We start from the raw sequence: 17,267 nt of genomic DNA, 5'->3' as shown, positions 1-17,267 counted from the left end.
TTGAGTACCTGGTTTTACCTGGAAGGGGGTTGCGTGGGAGGCGCGATCGGTGCGCCCTCAGGCAGTGTTGTGCGGCGCGGCAGCGCTGGCCATGTACAGTTGCGCGGAATTTCGCTGAACAGTCGTATGGGCGGTGCTGCGGCCCGCTGCGGCATTGCGGCAGCCACCCTATAATCAATCGCATCGCCAGATAATGCAAGGAAGACAGCGTATGTCGCAATTCGCCGTGGACAATCCGTTTCTTGAAACGCTCGGCGTGAGCGTCGCGCAGTGGCGCGAGGGCTACGCGGAGCTGGTGATGCCCATCGACGCCTCCAAGCTCAATCGCCAGGGCGTGCTGCAAGGCGGCGCGATTGCCACGCTGCTCGACGCCGCTGCCGGCTACGCGGGGCTCTTCGCACCGGTTGGCGAGCCGCCGCGTCATGGCTTCACGCTCTCGCTCACGACCAACTATCTCGACAAGGGGCTTGGCCAGTTCGTGCGCGCGAAGGGCTTTCTGGAACGCGGCGGCCGCTCGATCTTCTTTGCGCGCGCCGAGGCGTGGGTGGACGACCGCCTGCTGATCGCGAGTGCGCAGGGGACGTTCAAGTATTCGTATCCGAAGAAGGCGTGATCGAAGCGTCTTCCAGTTGAATCGGAATCCGAAATAATTTCACTGAAAAGCAAAAGCCCGCCACTTCGACTGAAGGGCGGGCTTTTTAACGCTGAGCGCGGACACTTATCCCAGCAGCAGCGCGTCGTCGTCGAGCTTCTCGTGTCGGGTCTGCTCGAACATGCGCAGCAGGTCCGGCACGTCGAGGCCGCGGCGCGCATCGCCCGAGACGTCGAGCACAACCTGCCCCTGGTGCAGCATCACTGTGCGTTGTCCGTAGTCGAGCGCCTGGCGCATGCTATGCGTCACCATCATGGTCGTGAGCTTCGCCTCTTCCACGATGCGTGCGGTCAGCTCCAGCACGAACGCGGCCGTTTTCGGATCGAGCGCCGCCGTGTGCTCGTCGAGCAGCAGGATGCGCGAGGGCTGCAGCGACGCCATCAGCAGACTCACCGCCTGACGCTGGCCGCCCGAAAGCAGGCCGATGCGATCGGTCAGGCGATTTTCCAGGCCCAGATTCAGAAGGCGCAGCTTCGCGCGGAACAGCTCGCGATCCTGCTTTTTCAGCGCGGGGCCGAAGCCGCGGCGCTTGCCGCGCGCCATTGCAAGCGCCATGTTTTCTTCGATGGTGAGCGCCTCGCAGGTGCCGGCCATCGGGTCCTGGAACACGCGTGCGACGAGATGCGCGCGGTCCCATGCCTGCTTCTTCGTGACGTCCTGGCCGTCGATGGTGATCGTGCCGCTGTCCACCCTCTGGTCGCCGCTGATCGCGTTGAGGAAGGTGGACTTGCCCGCGCCGTTCGAGCCGATTACGGCCACGAACTGGCCACTCGGGATTTCGAGCGTGAGGCCGCGCAGCGCGCGTGTTTCAATCGGCGTGCCGGGGTTGAAAGTCAGTTTGAGGTCTTTGGCGCTGAGCATCTCATGCCCTCCCGTTCTTGCGGCCAAACAGCTTCTTGCGCGTGGCGGGCAGCACGAGCGCGATCGTCACGAGTACGGCGGTGACGAGATTCAGGTCCTGCGCCTTGAGGCCGATGAAATCGCTGTTGAGCGCAAGCGCAATGAAGAAGCGATAAAGGATCGCGCCGAGCACGGCGGCAAGCGTCGTGAGCATGAGCCGGCGCGCGGGCAGAACGCTCTCGCCGATGATCACGGCCGCGAGCCCGATCACGATGGTGCCGATGCCCATCGAAATGTCCGAGCCGCCCTGGGTTTGCGCGAAGAGCGCGCCGGCCAACGCGACGAGCGCGTTGGAGAGCGCCATGCCGGCGAGTGTCGCGCGGCCCGTGGCGATGCCCTGCGCGCGCGCCATGCGCGGGTTCGCGCCCGTGGCGCGCAGCGCGAGGCCGTATTGCGACGAGAAGAACCAGTCCACGCCGAACTTCGCGGCCATCACGACGACGAGGAGCGCGAGCGGACGCAGCACGTAGTCGGGCAGCCAGGCGGGCTGGATGATCGTGAATACCGTCGATTCGGAAATGAGCGGCACGTTCGGCGCGCCCATCACGCGCAGGTTGATCGAATAGAGCGCGATCATCATCAGGATGCTCGCGAGCAGATCCATGATCTTCAGGCGCACGTTGAGCCAGCCGGTGATGAAGCCTGCGATGGCGCCCGCAACGACCGCACAGGCGGTGGCGAGAAACGGATCGTGACCGGCCGCGATCAGCGTGGCGGCCACGGCGCCACCCAGCGGGAAGCTGCCGTCGACGGTGAGGTCGGGGAAGTTGAGGATGCGAAACGAGATCAGCACCCCGAGGGCCACGAGACTGAAGATCAGGCCGATCTCGAGCGCGCCCAGAAGCGAGTAGAGGGACATGGGGAAGAATCCTGTTGCGGTCTGCGGCAGCGGTGCGCCGGAGTCGACGCGCGGCGCACCGCCCGGATGGGGCGGCGCGCCGTTGCGCGCGTAAGTGGCCTTTATCGGGCCAGGCAGTGCGGCTGCGTGCGATGCGCCATGCCGGCGCCCACGCCTGCGCCTTACTTCACGACCGTGGTCGCGTCCTTGAGCAGGTCAGCCGAGAGCGTCACGCCCTGCTTTTGCGCGGCAGCCGGATTCACGAACAGTTGCAGCTTGCTGCTGGTTTCCGAGGCGATCGCGCCGGGCTTCTCGCCCTTGAGAATACGCACGACGACCTTGCCCGTCTGGTGGCCGAGGTCGCTGTAGTCGATACCGAGCGCCGCGATGGCGCCGCGCTTCACGCTGTCCGTATCGGAGGCGACGAGCGGGATCTTCGCGTCGTTGGCGACCTTCACGAGCGCTTCGTAGGCCGAAACGACGTTGTTGTCGGTGTTCGTGTAGATCACGTCGACCTTGCCGATCAGGCTCTTCGCTGCGGGGCCGATGTCCACGGTGCGCGGTGCGGCGGCTTCCTTGAGCGTCATGCCCTGTTGCGCGAGCAGTTCCTTGAGCGCCTTCACGACGACGACCGAATTCGCTTCGCCGGGGTTGTAGACCATGCCGACCGTCTTCGCGTTGGGCACGACGCGCTTGATGAGCGCGACCTGCTTGTCGAGCGGCAGCTTGTCGGACACGCCGGTCACGTTCGTGCCGCTAGGCGTCCACGTCTTGACGAGCTGCGCGGCCACCGGATCGGTTACCCCCGAGTAGACCACGGGCACGGACTTCGTTGCGGCCACAACGGCTTGTGCCGAAGGCGTCGCGATGGCGACGATCGCGCTTGGGTTGTCGCCCACGAATTTGCGGGCGATCTGCGCGGCGGTGCCCGTGTTGCCCTGCGCGCTCTGGTATTCCCACTTGAGGTTCTTGCCGGCGTCGTAGCCCGCGGCCTTGAGTTCGTCGCGCACGCCGTCGCGGATCGCGTCGAGCGCGGGGTGCTCGACGATCGACAGCACTTCAACGGTCGCGGTTTCGGCGGCGCATGCTGCGCCTGAAGTCAGCGCGAGCGCGGCGGCGCCGGCGATCAGGGAAAGGGTGGCGGCAGCGGCTGCCTGTTTGAAGGTCTTCATTCTGTTTGATCTCCCCCGAGTGCTGGGTTCTTGCGGTTTTTTCGGATCTGCTCGGTGCGGCGTCGCCGGCTTCACGCGTGGCGCGAGAGCACGCGGCATGCGCCGTAGTGGTGCATGCGGGCGCGGCGAGGGAGCGAGGATACCACCGTCTATTGCGGGGCTGGAACGCGGTGGAAGGCCAGTGAGGCGGGCGCGCCACGGTGTCGCGCGGATTAATTCGAAACTGCACGATCCGATTATGGGGAAAGTCGTCGCTTTGACGAGAGTCTTCTCGGCTTCGTATTGGAAGGCAAAAAAGATGGCGGTGATGTGGGGTAGATACGGGAATCGGCCGAACGCAAAGATTTCATTTTAATGCTTTTGTAATATTTATCATTTCGAATCAATGATTTGGCGCATTCTGCATTTAGGGTATTCCCGGTATAAATATAATGCAATCGGCGATTTTGTGCGTCAAAAAGTTAATCTCGTATATTCAAATAAGTTACGATTCGTCGATCAGATTCCATCGAAAAACGAAATAACATTCGAGGCTGCGTAAAAATCAAAAAAGCCGGCAATTCCATACACCCGCACCAGCCGGTCATCTCAGCTGGGAGCGTGGCCCGCCTCCCACCTGAAAGGCTATTTTCCCGAGCCTTTTCAAGTGCTTTCCAGCACTCCCCTCAATTGACCGATGTCAAAACTCAACTCGATATCCGAAAAAACCCTTGGTTGCGGTGAAAAGGGATTATTGATAGCATCCGCGGGTCGCTGATTCAGGCCGGTCCACCTTTCCGGTATGAATTGCAGCGAACGGGGCAGGCGGATCGCTTGCGCAACAGAGTCTGTAACTCAGCAGTCTCTCCGAACTCAGCCGCCTACCAGGGCGCTGATACACGCCGGGCCCCGTCACGTCTTTTTTCTCTGGTGCTCGTCGTGGTTGTTCCCCATTGAAGATCATTGGGGCGCTGTTCGTTTGCGCAGGTCATTCCGTCTGACCGGTTGACCCGAAAACAATCGAGGAGCTCCTGATGATGTTGTCCCGCCTTACCTCTGTTTCCGTGGCCGCCGCGCTGCTCGCATTTGGTGCAAGCGCAAACGCCGACACCGTGAAGATCGCCATTGCCGGCCCGTTCAGCGGCCCGGTCGCCCAGTACGGCGACATGGTCAAGGCGGGCGCGCTGACTGCGATCGAGCAGATCAACGCCGCCGGCGGTGTGAACGGCAACAAGCTCGAAGCCGTCCTGATGGATGACTCGTGCGAGCCGAAGCAGGCTGTCGCCGTCGCCAACAAGATCGTTTCGCAGCATATCCAGTACGTGGTCGGCCACGTCTGCTCGGGCTCGACGATTCCCGCTTCGGACATCTACGAGAACGAAGGCGTCGTGATGGTCACGCCGTCGGCCACCGCGCCGCAGCTGACCGAAGGCAAGAAGCGCCAGTTCATCTTCCGCACCATCGGCCGCGACGACCAGCAAGGTCCGGCTGCCGCCGCCTACATCATCAACAAGGTCAAGCCGAAGAAGGTCGCGATCCTGCACGACAAGCAGTCGTACGGCCAGGGCATCGCCACGTCGGTCAAGGCCGCGCTCGACAAGGCGCACATTCCTGTCGTCGTGTTCGAAGGCATCAACGCCGGCGATTCGGACTACTCCGCAGTCGTCACGAAGCTCAAGTCGCAGGGCGTGGACTTCGTGTACTTCGGCGGCTATCACCCGGAAATGGGCCTGCTCATGCGCCAGTCGCGTGAACAGGGCGTGAAGGCCACGTTCATGGGTCCGGAAGGCGTGGGCAACAAGGACGTGACGGCCATCGCCGGCCCGGCTTCGGAAGGCATGCTCGTCACGCTGCCGGCCGACTTCGCTTCGGACCCCGCCAACGCCAAGCTCGTGAAGGCTTTCGCCGACGCCAAGCGCGACGCAAACGGCCCGTTCCAGATGCCTTCGTACGCGGCAGTCGAAGTGATCGCCGACGGCATTGCCGGCGCGAAGAGCACGGACCCGACCAAGGTCGCGGCCTACCTGCACAAGAACGCGTTCAACACGCCGATCGGCAAGGTCGAATACGACGCACAGGGCGACCTGAAGTCGTTCCGCTTCGTCGTCTACACGTGGCACAAGGACGCCACCAAGACCGCCGCGAACTGATCCCGGCGCTGCACGCTGCTAACGCCCCGCCTTGTCTTGCGGCGGGGCGTTTTCATAGCGGTTGTGCGCGCAACTAAAAAAGGGTTGGTACGGTTCCAAAGGTCTCTCCACAGGTCTCTCATCGGCTTCACGGCCGCGGGGCTTACGCATGAATGATTTTCTTCCTCAGTTCACCCAGCAGCTCGTCAACGGGCTCACGCTGGGTGCGATCTATGCACTGATCGCCATCGGCTACACGATGGTCTACGGCATCATCGGCATGATCAACTTCGCTCACGGCGAGATCTACATGATCGGCGCCTATGTGGGCCTCGTCACGCTCACGGCCATCGGCACCTCGGCGGGTTATCCGCTGCCGCTCGTGCTGGGCGCGGCGCTCATCGTCTCGGTGGTGGTCACCGGGCTCTACGGTTTCGCGGTCGAGCGCGTGGCGTACCGGCCGCTGCGCGGCGGGCCGCGCCTCGTGCCGCTCATCTCCGCCATCGGCATGTCCATCTTTCTGCAGAACTACGTGCAGATCGGGCAGGGCGCGCGCGACGTGTCCGTGCCGATGCTCATTTCCGGCGCGCTCGACTTCAACATGGGCGGCAACTTCGAAGTGACGGTTCCGTACTCGCGCATGCTGATCGTCGGCGTGACGCTCGTGCTGATGATCGCGCTCACGCTCTTCATCTCGCGCTCGCGTATGGGCCGCGCGTGCCGCGCCTGCGCGGAAGACATGAAGATGGCAAACCTGCTCGGCATCGATACGAACCGCGTGATCTCGTTCACGTTCGTGCTCGGCGCCATGCTCGCGGCAGTGGGCGGCGTGCTGATCGGTCTCACGATCGGCAAGCTCAATCCGTATATCGGCTTCATTGCGGGCATCAAGGCGTTCACGGCCGCGGTGCTAGGCGGCATCGGCAGCATTCCGGGCGCGATGCTCGGCGGCGTGCTGCTCGGTCTCGCCGAAACCTTCGCCTCGGGCTACATGCCTGCGGAGTACAAGGACGTAGTGGCCTTCGGCCTGCTCGTGCTCGTGCTGCTCTTCCGTCCCACCGGCCTGCTCGGCAAGCCGGACGTCGAAAAGGTGTGAGGTCGCCATGAGTCAAACTGTTTCGGTTCGCGTGGCCGCGCCTGGTCAATCTTCGTCGCAAACGGTGAAGGGGGCGCTTGCCGCCGCCGTGGCGACCATCATCCTCACGGCGCCCATTCTCGGCCTGCAACTCACGCTGGATGGCTATCAGGTCGTGCTGCAGCAGCACTGGCGCCCGGTGTGGATCGCGGCCGCCGTGGTGTTCGTGTTCCAGCTCGTCAAGCCGATGTTCGTGCGCGCCACGAGTCACGTGCGCTTGCCCAGGGCTCCTGCGCTCGGCGCGCGTCAGCAGCGCGTGGCGATCTGGGTGCTCCTCGCATTCGGTGCGGTGTTCCCGTTCCTCGGTTCGCGCGGTTCGATCGACGTGGCGACGCTCGCGCTCATCTACGTGATTCTCGGCCTCGGGCTCAATATCGTCGTGGGCTTCGCGGGTCTGCTCGACCTCGGCTACGTGGGCTTCTATGCGGTGGGCGGCTATACGTATGCGCTGCTCAACCAGTACTTCGGCTTCACGTTCTGGGAATGCCTGCCGCTCGCCGCGCTTGCCGCAGCCACGTTCGGCTTCGTGCTCGGCTTCCCGGTGCTGCGTCTGCGCGGCGACTATCTCGCCATCGTCACGCTCGGCTTCGGTGAGATCATCCGCCTCCTGCTCAATAACCTCACGAGCATCACGGGCGGCCCGGACGGCATTTCCAGCATTCCCAAGCCCACCGTGTTCGGCTTCGAAATGGCCCGCCACGCGAGTGTGGAAGGCGCGAAGACATTCAACGAGCTGATCGGCATCGAGTACAGCGGCGAGCACATGGTGATCTTCCTGTACCTGCTCGCGCTCGTGCTGGTGGCGTTCACGCTGTTCGTCACGAGCCGTCTGTTGCGCATGCCGATGGGCCGCGCCTGGGAAGCGCTGCGCGAAGACGAAATCGCGTGCCGCTCGCTGGGTCTGAATCCCACGCGCATCAAGCTCTCGGCGTTCACGCTGGGGGCGTCGTTCGCGGGCCTCGCCGGTGCGTTTTTTGCGGCGCGCCAGGGGCTCGTCACGCCCGAGTCGTTCACCTTCATCGAGTCGGCGCTCATTCTTGCCGTGGTGGTGCTGGGCGGCATGGGCTCGCAGCTGGGCGTCGTGCTCGCCGCGATCCTGCTCACGGCGCTGCCCGAAGTGGCGCGCGGCTTTGCCGAGTACCGCATGCTGATCTTCGGTCTGGTGATGGTGCTGATGATGATGTGGCGTCCGCAGGGCCTGTTGCCCGCGAGCCGTCCGCACGTGGAGTTGCCGCAATGAGCGCACAAGCGTTGTTGAAAGTAGCCGGCCTGCAGATGCGCTTCGGCGGTCTGCTGGCCGTGGACGGCATCGACTTCGACGTGCGTCCGAACGAAGTGTTCGCGATCATCGGGCCGAACGGCGCGGGCAAGACGACGGTGTTCAACTGCGTGGGCGGCTTCTACAAGCCCACCGCGGGCGACATCGTGCTCGAAGGCCATGCCATCACCGGCCAGCCGAGCCACCAGGTCGCGCGCCGCGGCCTCGTGCGCACGTTCCAGAATATTCGCCTCTTCAAGCAGTTGACGGTGCTGGAAAACCTCATGGTCGCGCAGCACCTGAAGGTGAACCGCAACATGCTGAGCGGCCTGTTCGCGACGCCCGCCTATCGCCGCGCCGAACGCGCCGCGCTCGAGCGTGCCGCGTACTGGCTCGAGCGCGTGGGCCTGAAGCAGGTGGCGAACCGCGAGGCGGGCACGCTGTCGTACGGCCATCAGCGCCGGCTCGAAATCGCGCGCTGCATGATCACCGATCCGCGTCTACTGATGCTCGACGAACCCGCGGCAGGCTTGAACCCGCAGGAAAAGGTCGAGCTGCAGCAGATGGTGGACGGCCTGCGCAACGAATTCGGAATCTCCGTACTCCTGATCGAGCACGACATGAGCCTCGTGATGGGCGTGTCGGACCGCATTCTGGTGATGGAGCACGGCAAGCCGATCATGATCGGCAAACCCGACGAAGTGCGCAACGACCCGCGCGTGATCAAGGCCTATCTCGGAGAGGACTGATGCTGAAGCTGGAAAAGGTCCATACCCACTACGGCGCGGTCGAAGCGCTGGCGGGCGTGTCGATCGAAGTGAACAAGGGCGAGATCGTCACGCTGATCGGCAGCAACGGCGCCGGCAAGACCACGCTCATGATGACCGTGTGCGGCACGCCGCGCGCTTCCGCGGGGAAAGTGACGTTCGAAGGCGAAGACATCACGCGCACGCCCACGCACGAGATCATGCGCAAGGGCATGGCGATTTCGCCGGAAGGCCGCCGCGTGTTCCCGAGCCTCACGGTGCTCGAAAATCTGCAGATGGGCGGCTTCTTCGCCTCGCAGCACGAGATCGATGCGGGTATCGAGCATGTGTTCAAGCTGTTTCCGCGCCTGAACCAGCGTGCGAAGCAGCGCGCGGGCACGATGTCGGGCGGCGAGCAGCAGATGCTCGCCATCGGCCGTGCGCTCATGAGCAAGCCGCGTTTGCTGCTGCTCGACGAGCCCACGCTCGGTCTCGCGCCGCTCGTGATCGCGCAGATCTTCGACATCATCCGGACGATTCGCGAGGAGGGCGTGACGGTGTTCCTCGTCGAGCAGAACGCGAACAAGGCGCTGCATGTCGCCGATCGCGGCTATGTGCTGGAAACCGGACGCGTCGTGCTCGCCGATAGCGCCGACAATCTGCTCGCCAACGACAACATCAAGCGCGCCTACCTGGGCGGTTGATCGTCGCGGACAAGACCGCGCTGCGGCCCGCGCCATCCGCGTTCATGGAACGTGGGATGCGCGGGCCGCTTCTTTTTGCGTCAACCGAATGTTGAATCAATCGCCGCGTGCAATCGCAAGCTGCGCGATCAAACGCATCAGCTCGGCCTGGCGGCGCGTGGTGGTTTTCGCGAACACGTGGTGCAGATGCGTGCGCACCGTCGAGGGCAGCACCTGCAGCGCTTCTGCCACGTCTTTCGGGTTGAGGCCCTTGCCGACCTCGCAGGCCACGCGCGCTTCCGCGGGCGTGAGTCCGAACAGCGCGATGAGACGCGTCTCCACGCCGCGCCGTGACGACTGCGGATCGATCACGATGAGCATGGCGGTGCCGGTGCGCGCGCCTTGGGCGAAGTAGTCGGCGTGACGGTGCTCGCCCAGCGGCGAAATGAGCGCCTGGAGCGGCTCGTCGGGCGGCTGGCGGGCGATCAGCATCGCGCCGCCCGTGCGGCCGCGCGCGTCGCGCCCGGCCGCACGCGCGATCAGCGAGCGCAACTGCTGCGTGGCGGCAGCCGTGGCGGCGCAGAGTGCGGCGTGCTCGGTGCGCAGCCCGTTTGCGCGTGCGAGCTGCGTCGCGGCGGCGCGATTCGCGAACACGATGTGCGCATCGGCGTCGACGATCAGCACGCCATGCGCGAGCGCATCGAGTGCGTCCGCGGGCGCATGGGCGCTTTTGTCGTGTGAGGCGAGGGTGCGGGCCGTGTGCCGCTGCACGCGCAAGGCATTGCGCAGATGCGGCAGCAGCGTGCGCAGCGCGTCCAGTTCATCTTCGCTATAGAAGCGCGTTTCGTGGCGCAGCGCGCCGAGCACGGCGGCCATATCGCCTTCGCGCAGCACGTTCGCGAAGGCCACCGTGTAGAAGCGCTGGGGCCGCACCCATTCCTGCACGAAGGCGCTGCGTTGCAGACTTCCCTGCGGGTGGATCATCGTGTCGGTGACGAGCGTGCCGGCGGCCCAGCGGCGCGCCTGCGGCACGATCGGATCGAAGTCGCCGTAGTGCTGTGCATACGAATGCGCAAACGAAGCGTCGATGCCGTCCCACTCGGCGAGCGAGAACGTGCTTTCGGGCGGCAGCATGGTGAGATTGACGTGTTGCGCGCCGATGCGTTGCGCAATGCGCGCACAGACCTCCGGCCAGCGTTGCGCGTCGAAGCCGGCATCGTAGATCGCGTCGATCAGGCCGCCGGTTTCATCCGGCTCACAGTGCCGCACGCGCGCGCTGTGTGCAGCCGTATCGATGGCCGCAGCGTGCGCGGCCGGTGTGGGCCCCATGATGGTCTCCAGGCTGGAATTTATTAACGGCAGAAGGCCTCAGGGCATGCCGCGCGACGTTGCATACAGGGCCATGTGGCGCTGCAACGGCGCGCGGGGCGCTCAGGGCGCAAATCCACGTTTGCAAACGGCAGGCGGGAGGGGATGCGCTGCAGCATCCCGGGATACCTATTCTGAATGAATAGTCGATAAAACCTACGATTCGCTTTCGTCCGGAAGGATTTCGGGTTTCGTTACAACCGATGCATTCCGGGTACTGGACAAGCGCGCCGCGCACACGATAATTGAGCCTCCCACACAGGCGTGCCGCACGGGGAAAAGGCGGCGCGCGCCGTGCACTTCGCTGCGATCGCAGCGCAAACGAAAGAGCGGCGGGACGACAAGTCAGTGAAAATCAGAGAAAGCGGAGAGTCTTTGGTTCTCCCTCTAGTAATCAAACATGGCTCAAAGCCTTATCCAGCAAGGCCCCGGCTGTAACACTAACGCGATTGGTATCTGTGCCTCCGGTTACTTCCACCGACCTACACTTAGGGACATGGACGTGCCGACCAATCACCTACTACGCCGAGGCGCGCGCTATTACGTGCGCCGGAAGATTCCCGTTGACCTTCGCCAGCATTTCAACGGCAAGGCAGAGATAGTGCGCGCCTTGGGCACTAGCGACCGCAGAGACGCAGAGCGGCTTGTGCGGGAAGCGTCCGTATTCATCGATAGAGAGTTCGAAGCGCTACGCGGTAAGCCCACATACAAGCCCGTAACGCGGGCGGAAGTGGAGCGGGCGGAACAGGTACAGGAAGCCTCTGCCGAAGAGTTCCACGAGCCACTAGACGCACAGGAAGCCGCACACGACGCCCGCGAGGCGAGGTATCTGGAATTCGCCTCCTTTATGGCACGTCTACAGAACGGAGAAGCGCGCACAGCCCCTACAGCAGCCCCGCAACCGGTTCCCGCTGCCACGGCATTACCGAAGGTCCGCAAACCCGCCACCGTCCAGCGCAACGCATCCGAAGGCCATCTAGCCGAACTGGTCGAGCTATGGGCCAAAGACCGTAACCCGGAGAAGCGAACAATCGGCATTGCTAACAAAGTGGTGGGCCGGTTCTATGACCTCGTAGGCCGCATACCCGTTAGAGACATAACCCGCGCAAACGTCGTTGCGTTTAAGAACGCTCTCCGCGCAGCGGGACAGACGCCCGTAAATACCGATCAGCAGCTAACCATGTTGTCTACGTTGCTCGCATGGGCCGTGAATAACCTTAAGGCCGATACCAACGCGGCACTAGGAATAAAGGTAGGCGCGCGCCAGAACGCGAAAGCCGCACGTATCCCGTATGACCTTTCTATGCTGCAGAAGGTATTTAGCTCGCCAGTGTTTACCGAAGCTGCAAGACCTGTATCCGGCTGCGGAGAAGCCGCGTATTGGTTGCCATTGCTAGCCCTGTTGCACGGCGCGCGGTTGGAGGAACTAGCCCAGCTAAGCCCGTCCGATGTGTACGAGGAAACGTACCGCGACGGAAACGGGACCGCTACAGCATGGGTCGTGCGACTCACAGCAGCCGGGGAAGGGCAGGACGTTAAGAACGTGCCGAGCGTCCGCCGGATACCGATACACGCCGCAATACTGGAACGGGGTTTTCTGGAGTACGTAGCGAGCCGCAAGGGTGCGGATAGGTTGTTCGACGTACGACCGGACAGGGAAGGCCGCGAGGGCGCTTCGTGGGGCAAGTGGTGGGGTATGTACCTCCGTGGTACGTGCGGCGTTATCGATCCGCGTATAGCCCCGATGCACTCGTTCCGCCATCTCTGGAAAGACCTAGCGAGAGACGCCGGGATTACAGAGGAAGTGTCGGACGCGATAACCGGCCATGCTGGCGGCTCAGTTGGCCGTAGTTACGGTTCGATTACGTACCCCTTGGCCCCGCTCGTGTCTGCGATGGCACGAATCAGCGTTCCGGGCCTTAAGCTTCCTTGATCGGGCGCGGCGTGGCGCGCTGCGGTGGCGTTCGGCACGGAATCGGGCGTACCGCGCGGCGGTGCTGTATAGGCGGGAGGCCACCACTAGCACAAGGCAAACCGGCCCGTGCAGCTTGACCGGGCCGTACTCATCAATGAGCCGTGAGAGCCATCAAAAGGTACCGGGGCGGACTCCGCGGCCAGCGCGGCAAGCGCTAGAGAGATGGCCCGGATGGTGCGGGAGACGAGAATCACTGTTCGCACCCGGGAGCAGCAGCGGTGGTGGCGGGTCGAATTGCAGCGGACGTTGGACCCCTCGTACCGGGTACTCAGTTACGGTGCGATAGGGATGCAGGAGATGGTCGCGCAGTATTGGGTGACACAAGGCTTAACGCCTGATGAGGCTTGGGAGATAACCCAGCGAGAGGGATACGAAAAAGTACTGCCGCTCATATATGCGCAAGCGCACACCGGGCCGAAGTACTACCGCAAACCACGGCGCGAGGATTATTGCGACGCTATCGACTACGAGGGCAAGATGAGTGCGCAGCGGTGGAAGTATCTGCGAGCCCTATGGAAGTGGGAGCGAGAATACCGGAGAGATTACCGGGCCGACGGTACGCCGCGCCAGCATGGCGATACTGAGGATGTAGACCTCCGGGCGTACCGCGACGAGGAACAGGCCGACTACGAACTAGAGCAACACCTTAAGAAGGTACGCGCAGAGAAGTACGGCGGGGCCTCCTGATACACTATCTTTCTGTAACACTAACCCGTAACCGGGGTAGCAAATACGCGCGATAAGTGCTTGATTTTACTGGGAATGGGAATTTCTTTGGATGTCTGAAGAGTACGAAGTGCATGGGCCGCACGACCACGCGGTCGAACACGCCGCGGAGGGCCATGGCGGGCACGGCGAGGGCGATCCGTTTCCGGGCCGCATGGCGGTGATGACGGCCATCCTCGCTTCGATTGGAGCGATCTTCGCCTACCAGAGCGGCAACAGCGAGAACCAGGCGCTCTACTACAAGAACGAAGCGGCGATTCGCAAGACCGAAGCCGCGAATCAATGGGCTTACTACCAGGCGAAGGGCGAGAAGCAGAATCTCGCGGAGCTGGGCGCGCAACTCTCCGCGCTCGCGCCGAATTCGGATGCCGCGCAAAAGCGCTTTGCCGCCGACGCCGACCGCTATCGCCAGCAGAAGGAGCCGATCCGCGCCAAGGCGGAGGCGCTCGAAAAAATCGTCGAGCAGGACGATGCGCTCAGCGAGCACGTGCTGCACGGCCATCATCGCTGGGCTCAGGCCACGACACTCATCCAGATCTCGATCGCGCTCACGGCGATTACGCTGCTCACGCGTCGGCGCTGGCTGCTCAATACGTCGGTGGGCGTCGCAATCGTCGGGGTGGGGCTGGGCGCGTTGGCGTTCTTCGGCGGTTGAGCGTTCATCCGCCGCAGACGATCGCCGTGAGCAGCAGCGGCACCACCGATTGCACGGTGGCGTCGCTGTTGGCTTCGCGCACGCGCGAGCGCACCTTCTCCGCGGGCGCGGACACGACCACGCCATAAAGCGGTGAAGAGATCTCCTTGCCCGCGCCGCGCTTGAAGAGCGTGTCGTCGCGGTCGTAGCCGAGCACCACGTAAATCGGGAAGCCGAACGCGCTCAGGCGGGTGCCGCGCACGGGGCTGAACGCGTTGACCGAATTCGCTTCGACGCGGCTCGGCTCGGGCTCGATGGATTTTTCGTCAATCAGCGACGAAATGAACGTGTGGGGATCGGACTTGCAGTCGAACTGCTGGTCGCGCGTGGCGGATTGCGTGGCTTGCGCATGCGCGGCCACCGGGACCAGCAGGGCGGCAAAAGCGGCAAGGCCGCTCAGCGCGTTTCGCAGCGTAGTGGCCGGGAACGCGAATATCACGGAAGTGTGGTGCTTGGTCATAGCTACGAGCAGCAATGCCGAGAGAAGACCGGTTGATTCCATTCGACAGCCGGACTTCGTTCGTGTTCAAAGCTTACGGCACATAAATTGCGCGGGCCGTGCGCCCGCGCACATCTGCATGCTGGATCGGTGCGGCTAGAGCATCGACTTCGCCTGGCTCAGAATCTTGTCGCAGACCTGCTTCGTGGCCTCCTCCTTGAGGCCGCCGCCCGTGAGGTCGAGCTTCTGTCCGTTGCCGGCCGTGAGGATGCCGCTCGTGCCCTGCGTATAGCCGCTATCCGAAGTGTTCGCGCCGCCGGGCAGCTTGCTGAGCAGCGAGTCCTTCACGTTGCTTGCGGCGTCGGCATTCAGGTAATTGTTCTTGATGCAGTACTGCAGCACGCCGGTGACATTGCCGAGACTGTTCGAGGTGAGCGAGGGTGCCGAAAGCGAGTTGCCGAGGCCGCCCAGATTGCCGAGCGCCCCCTGTGCCGAACCGCTGTTGCTGCCGCCCTGGTTGAGCAGGTTGCCGAGCTGCGCCTGTGCGGCGCCCCAGGGGGCGAGCAGTGCCAGGGTCAGGGTGGCCAGCAGCGCAGTGGCGACGCGCGGCGTGGCGACGCCCGAAACAGAGGTTTGCATACACGAATCTCCGTGGTGGTTCAGTGCGCCCTCACTATAGACGGATTCGTTTTCCCGGCATCGCTACGTGACGCCGCACGAGCGTTCGGTTAGCAGCGGTGCAACCTGTGTGAAGTGCGACCGCCGGGTCTCGCCGTGAATGTTTCATGATGCGTCTGATGATTTCATCGCCATGTCATTTGTTGCGGGCACAACGATAGCGCTGCAGGAGCAAACCTGGGGTCACGTCGAGGTGGATGTGTCTTAAGTGGTATGCATGCGTTAGGAATCGAGCTGGGCGCGGATCGTGTGCCGGCTACGCAACGAATGAACCTGTTACAAGTGTATCTGCGCTGTAAAACACTGCGTTTTCAGGCCTTTTTCGGCGATCTTCCTCATGATTCAAGGTGGAGATTGTTTCTAACCGTAACACTTATTACGGCCCTCCTCATCGGCTGGTTTCAGGTGGTATGCTTCCTGCACAAATTCTCCCTTGCACGAGTGAGACCACGTGTATTGCGTCAATACAGTGAAAGAACGCACTGCCAGAGTGCGCGTCGCGACGCAAATGAACACGTCAGATAAGCATATGGTGCAACCGAGCTAGCCAACGCGGACAACAAGATCCGCAAGCCAGTGCTCCGTCACTGCAGCCCCGGTCCGGCTGCGTGGAGAACAGCATGAATTTCGAAGAACTGAGCGACGACGAGTGGATGCAGGTGTCTTCGCTCGTGTCAGATGAACCTCCTATTAGACTCAACCGGCGCGGCCGCCCTCGCGCCGAGCCACGTGTCGTGGCCAATGCCGTCCTCTGGATTCTCACCACCGGTGAGTCGTGGTCGCGTCTGCCCGCGCGTTATCCGTCCGGGCCTACCTGCCGTCGTCGTTTCGAGGAATGGCATGGCAGCGGCACGCTGATCGAACTGGTCGAGCTGCTCTCGCAGCGCGGGCGCAAGTTCGTCTATGTGCCCCAGCCAGCGCAGGCCGATGCGCAACCCGTTGCAGTCGCAGTCGAGGAAGTCGCCGAGGACGACGGCCAGCCGGCCGTGTTCTGGAAGAGCCCCGAAGCCTGGCAGGCGCCCGCCGCGCTCGCCGACGCGCCGCTTGCCGATCCCATGGAAAGCATGATGCGACAGCTCGCTGGCGGCGAACCGGTATTGCCCGATTCGTTCAGCGCGCCAGTTGTATCTGCTGCAACGAGTGCAACGACCGTTGCGAGTGCGACGCGTTCGCAAAGCGATGGGCCGTTTGCACCTTTCTCGCCTTCGCGCGTGAGCAAGCCGGTTGCGACTCGCCCGATGCCGCGCGACGCGTCGCATCGCAGCGCGCACCCGGCGGGCGGCGTGGTGCAGGTCGCGGAATGGCGCGGCTATACGATGAGCCTCACCGTTCAGCCTGTGCGCAACCGCATGTTCCGCGGGGCCGTGGAAATTCTCAAGGATGGCAAGCGCATCGAGCGCTCGGGCCTGATCGGGCCGCCGTTCCAGGATCGCGAATCCGCCAGGAATTTCGCGTTCGACTGGGCGCGTGAATGGCTCGATCGCGAAGGCATTGCTGAGTCCGCGTCCGGCGCTTCGTGGCCGGGTTCGCATTTCGGCAAGCATGCCGCGTCGAAGGGCGCTGCACAGAGCGGTTCGCAAACGGTGTTGCCGGGCGCCACACCGCACGCGTCCATCGAGGGCGCAAGTGTGACGCGCGGCGATCCGTCCAATGGTGCCGCCGCCGCGCGCGCATTGCCGCCGGCTGTGCCGGGCGGCGTGCGGCTCGCACCGCTGCAACCCCCGGTACAGCGTTACACCGCAACGGGCGCATTGCTTACGGGCAGCGAAGCTCGTGAAGCCACTACGGGGTCGTCCGGCACCGCCGAACGGCGCACGGTCGGCATCAACGGAACGCGCTACCGCACACTCTCGCGCTAATCTTGCAAGGCCGCGCGCGTCATGCGCGCGGCCTTC

At 63.4% G+C, this 17,267-nt stretch carries 16 protein-coding genes; 10 read left to right on the top strand and 6 right to left on the bottom strand.

All coding sequences use genetic code 11. The annotated features are described in order from the left end of the window. The first annotated feature begins 211 nt into the window (after positions 1-211). The gene (locus E1N52_RS03605; protein WP_133180246.1) at positions 212-613 is read left to right on the top strand and encodes a PaaI family thioesterase; all 402 of its coding nucleotides are present in this window, start codon (positions 212-214) and stop codon (positions 611-613) included. Between the two features lie 105 nt (positions 614-718). Here E1N52_RS03605 and E1N52_RS03600 read toward each other — a convergent pair whose 3' ends face one another. The 3 genes from E1N52_RS03600 to E1N52_RS03590 all read right to left on the bottom strand — a co-directional run bounded on the left by E1N52_RS03600 (position 719) and on the right by E1N52_RS03590 (position 3,562). Next, positions 719-1,513: an ABC transporter ATP-binding protein gene (locus E1N52_RS03600; protein WP_133180245.1), complete on the bottom strand. Its 795-nt coding sequence runs from the start codon at positions 1,511-1,513 to the stop codon at positions 719-721. Between the two features lies 1 nt (position 1,514). Beyond that, positions 1,515-2,411: an ABC transporter permease gene (locus E1N52_RS03595; protein ID WP_133180243.1), complete on the bottom strand. Its 897-nt coding sequence runs from the start codon at positions 2,409-2,411 to the stop codon at positions 1,515-1,517. Positions 2,412-2,572: 161 nt separating this feature from the next. Then, entirely contained in the window at positions 2,573-3,562 is a 990-nt protein-coding gene (locus tag E1N52_RS03590; protein ID WP_133180241.1) for an ABC transporter substrate-binding protein, read from the bottom strand. Positions 3,563-4,575: 1,013 nt separating this feature from the next. Between E1N52_RS03590 and E1N52_RS03585 the strand changes: the two genes are divergently transcribed. The 5 genes from E1N52_RS03585 (at position 4,576) to E1N52_RS03565 (ending at position 9,513) form a co-directional block, all read left to right on the top strand. Then, entirely contained in the window at positions 4,576-5,691 is a 1,116-nt protein-coding gene (locus E1N52_RS03585) for a branched-chain amino acid ABC transporter substrate-binding protein (protein ID WP_133180239.1), read from the top strand. A 148-nt stretch (positions 5,692-5,839) separates the two neighbouring features. Further along, positions 5,840-6,766 (top strand): high-affinity branched-chain amino acid ABC transporter permease LivH, encoded by a 927-nt coding sequence (livH, locus tag E1N52_RS03580; RefSeq protein ID WP_069266061.1) that lies wholly within the window; start codon positions 5,840-5,842, stop codon positions 6,764-6,766. Positions 6,767-6,773: 7 nt separating this feature from the next. Then, entirely contained in the window at positions 6,774-8,045 is a 1,272-nt protein-coding gene (locus tag E1N52_RS03575; RefSeq protein ID WP_133180237.1) for a high-affinity branched-chain amino acid ABC transporter permease LivM, read from the top strand. Then, positions 8,042-8,812, top strand: a complete 771-nt coding sequence (livG, locus tag E1N52_RS03570) for a high-affinity branched-chain amino acid ABC transporter ATP-binding protein LivG (RefSeq protein WP_133180235.1) — start codon at positions 8,042-8,044, stop codon at positions 8,810-8,812. Before E1N52_RS03575 ends, livG begins: the two co-directional genes overlap by 4 nt. Continuing rightward, positions 8,812-9,513, top strand: a complete 702-nt coding sequence (locus E1N52_RS03565) for an ABC transporter ATP-binding protein (protein WP_133180233.1) — start codon at positions 8,812-8,814, stop codon at positions 9,511-9,513. The genes livG and E1N52_RS03565 overlap by 1 nt, the downstream gene beginning before the upstream one ends. 96 nt (positions 9,514-9,609) lie before the next feature. Here the strand turns inward: E1N52_RS03565 and E1N52_RS03560 are convergent, their stop codons facing one another. Further along, positions 9,610-10,821 (bottom strand): helix-turn-helix transcriptional regulator, encoded by a 1,212-nt coding sequence (locus tag E1N52_RS03560; protein WP_133180231.1) that lies wholly within the window; start codon positions 10,819-10,821, stop codon positions 9,610-9,612. A gap of 439 nt (positions 10,822-11,260) precedes the next feature. Here E1N52_RS03560 and E1N52_RS03555 point away from each other — a divergent pair, with 439 nt between their 5' ends. From E1N52_RS03555 to E1N52_RS03545, 3 genes are all read left to right on the top strand, one after another. After that, positions 11,261-12,793: a DUF6538 domain-containing protein gene (locus tag E1N52_RS03555; protein WP_342777826.1), complete on the top strand. Its 1,533-nt coding sequence runs from the start codon at positions 11,261-11,263 to the stop codon at positions 12,791-12,793. 330 nt (positions 12,794-13,123) lie between these two features. After that, complete coding sequence (locus E1N52_RS03550) at positions 13,124-13,522, top strand: hypothetical protein (protein WP_133180227.1); 399 nt, start codon at positions 13,124-13,126, stop codon at positions 13,520-13,522. A gap of 91 nt (positions 13,523-13,613) precedes the next feature. Beyond that, positions 13,614-14,216 (top strand): DUF4337 domain-containing protein, encoded by a 603-nt coding sequence (locus tag E1N52_RS03545; RefSeq protein ID WP_133180225.1) that lies wholly within the window; start codon positions 13,614-13,616, stop codon positions 14,214-14,216. 4 nt (positions 14,217-14,220) lie between these two features. On the opposite strand, the gene E1N52_RS03540 is transcribed toward E1N52_RS03545, so the two are convergent. Beyond that, positions 14,221-14,757 carry a hypothetical protein gene (locus E1N52_RS03540; RefSeq protein ID WP_246088939.1) on the bottom strand — a complete coding sequence of 179 codons (537 nt, stop codon included), beginning with the start codon at positions 14,755-14,757 and terminating at the stop codon, positions 14,221-14,223. A gap of 93 nt (positions 14,758-14,850) precedes the next feature. Then, positions 14,851-15,333 (bottom strand): YjjA family protein, encoded by a 483-nt coding sequence (locus E1N52_RS03535; RefSeq protein ID WP_133180224.1) that lies wholly within the window; start codon positions 15,331-15,333, stop codon positions 14,851-14,853. 659 nt (positions 15,334-15,992) lie between these two features. Here E1N52_RS03535 and E1N52_RS03530 point away from each other — a divergent pair. Then, a complete protein-coding gene (locus tag E1N52_RS03530; RefSeq protein ID WP_133180222.1) occupies positions 15,993-17,231 on the top strand; it encodes a transposase in 1,239 nt (412 codons plus the stop codon). The last annotated feature ends 36 nt before the right edge of the window (positions 17,232-17,267 follow it).

It is taken from the genome of Paraburkholderia guartelaensis, from assembly GCF_004353905.1.
GTDB lineage: Bacteria > Pseudomonadota > Gammaproteobacteria > Burkholderiales > Burkholderiaceae > Paraburkholderia > Paraburkholderia guartelaensis.
The sequence above is the reverse complement of the archived record's forward strand: the minus strand, read 5'-3'. Positions and strand labels throughout refer to the sequence as shown.

Coding starts and splice junctions, on each gene's coding strand:
- E1N52_RS03605 (WP_133180246.1), top strand. CDS start 212: ATGTCGCAATTCGCCGTGGACAATCCGTTTCTTGAAACGCTCGGCGTG.
- E1N52_RS03600 (WP_133180245.1), bottom strand. CDS start 1,513: ATGCTCAGCGCCAAAGACCTCAAACTGACTTTCAACCCCGGCACGCCG.
- E1N52_RS03595 (WP_133180243.1), bottom strand. CDS start 2,411: ATGTCCCTCTACTCGCTTCTGGGCGCGCTCGAGATCGGCCTGATCTTC.
- E1N52_RS03590 (WP_133180241.1), bottom strand. CDS start 3,562: ATGAAGACCTTCAAACAGGCAGCCGCTGCCGCCACCCTTTCCCTGATC.
- E1N52_RS03585 (WP_133180239.1), top strand. CDS start 4,576: ATGATGTTGTCCCGCCTTACCTCTGTTTCCGTGGCCGCCGCGCTGCTC.
- livH (WP_069266061.1), top strand. CDS start 5,840: ATGAATGATTTTCTTCCTCAGTTCACCCAGCAGCTCGTCAACGGGCTC.
- E1N52_RS03575 (WP_133180237.1), top strand. CDS start 6,774: ATGAGTCAAACTGTTTCGGTTCGCGTGGCCGCGCCTGGTCAATCTTCG.
- livG (WP_133180235.1), top strand. CDS start 8,042: ATGAGCGCACAAGCGTTGTTGAAAGTAGCCGGCCTGCAGATGCGCTTC.
- E1N52_RS03565 (WP_133180233.1), top strand. CDS start 8,812: ATGCTGAAGCTGGAAAAGGTCCATACCCACTACGGCGCGGTCGAAGCG.
- E1N52_RS03560 (WP_133180231.1), bottom strand. CDS start 10,821: ATGGGGCCCACACCGGCCGCGCACGCTGCGGCCATCGATACGGCTGCA.
- E1N52_RS03555 (WP_342777826.1), top strand. CDS start 11,261: ATGGCTCAAAGCCTTATCCAGCAAGGCCCCGGCTGTAACACTAACGCG.
- E1N52_RS03550 (WP_133180227.1), top strand. CDS start 13,124: ATGCAGGAGATGGTCGCGCAGTATTGGGTGACACAAGGCTTAACGCCT.
- E1N52_RS03545 (WP_133180225.1), top strand. CDS start 13,614: ATGTCTGAAGAGTACGAAGTGCATGGGCCGCACGACCACGCGGTCGAA.
- E1N52_RS03540 (WP_246088939.1), bottom strand. CDS start 14,757: ATGGAATCAACCGGTCTTCTCTCGGCATTGCTGCTCGTAGCTATGACC.
- E1N52_RS03535 (WP_133180224.1), bottom strand. CDS start 15,333: ATGCAAACCTCTGTTTCGGGCGTCGCCACGCCGCGCGTCGCCACTGCG.
- E1N52_RS03530 (WP_133180222.1), top strand. CDS start 15,993: ATGAATTTCGAAGAACTGAGCGACGACGAGTGGATGCAGGTGTCTTCG.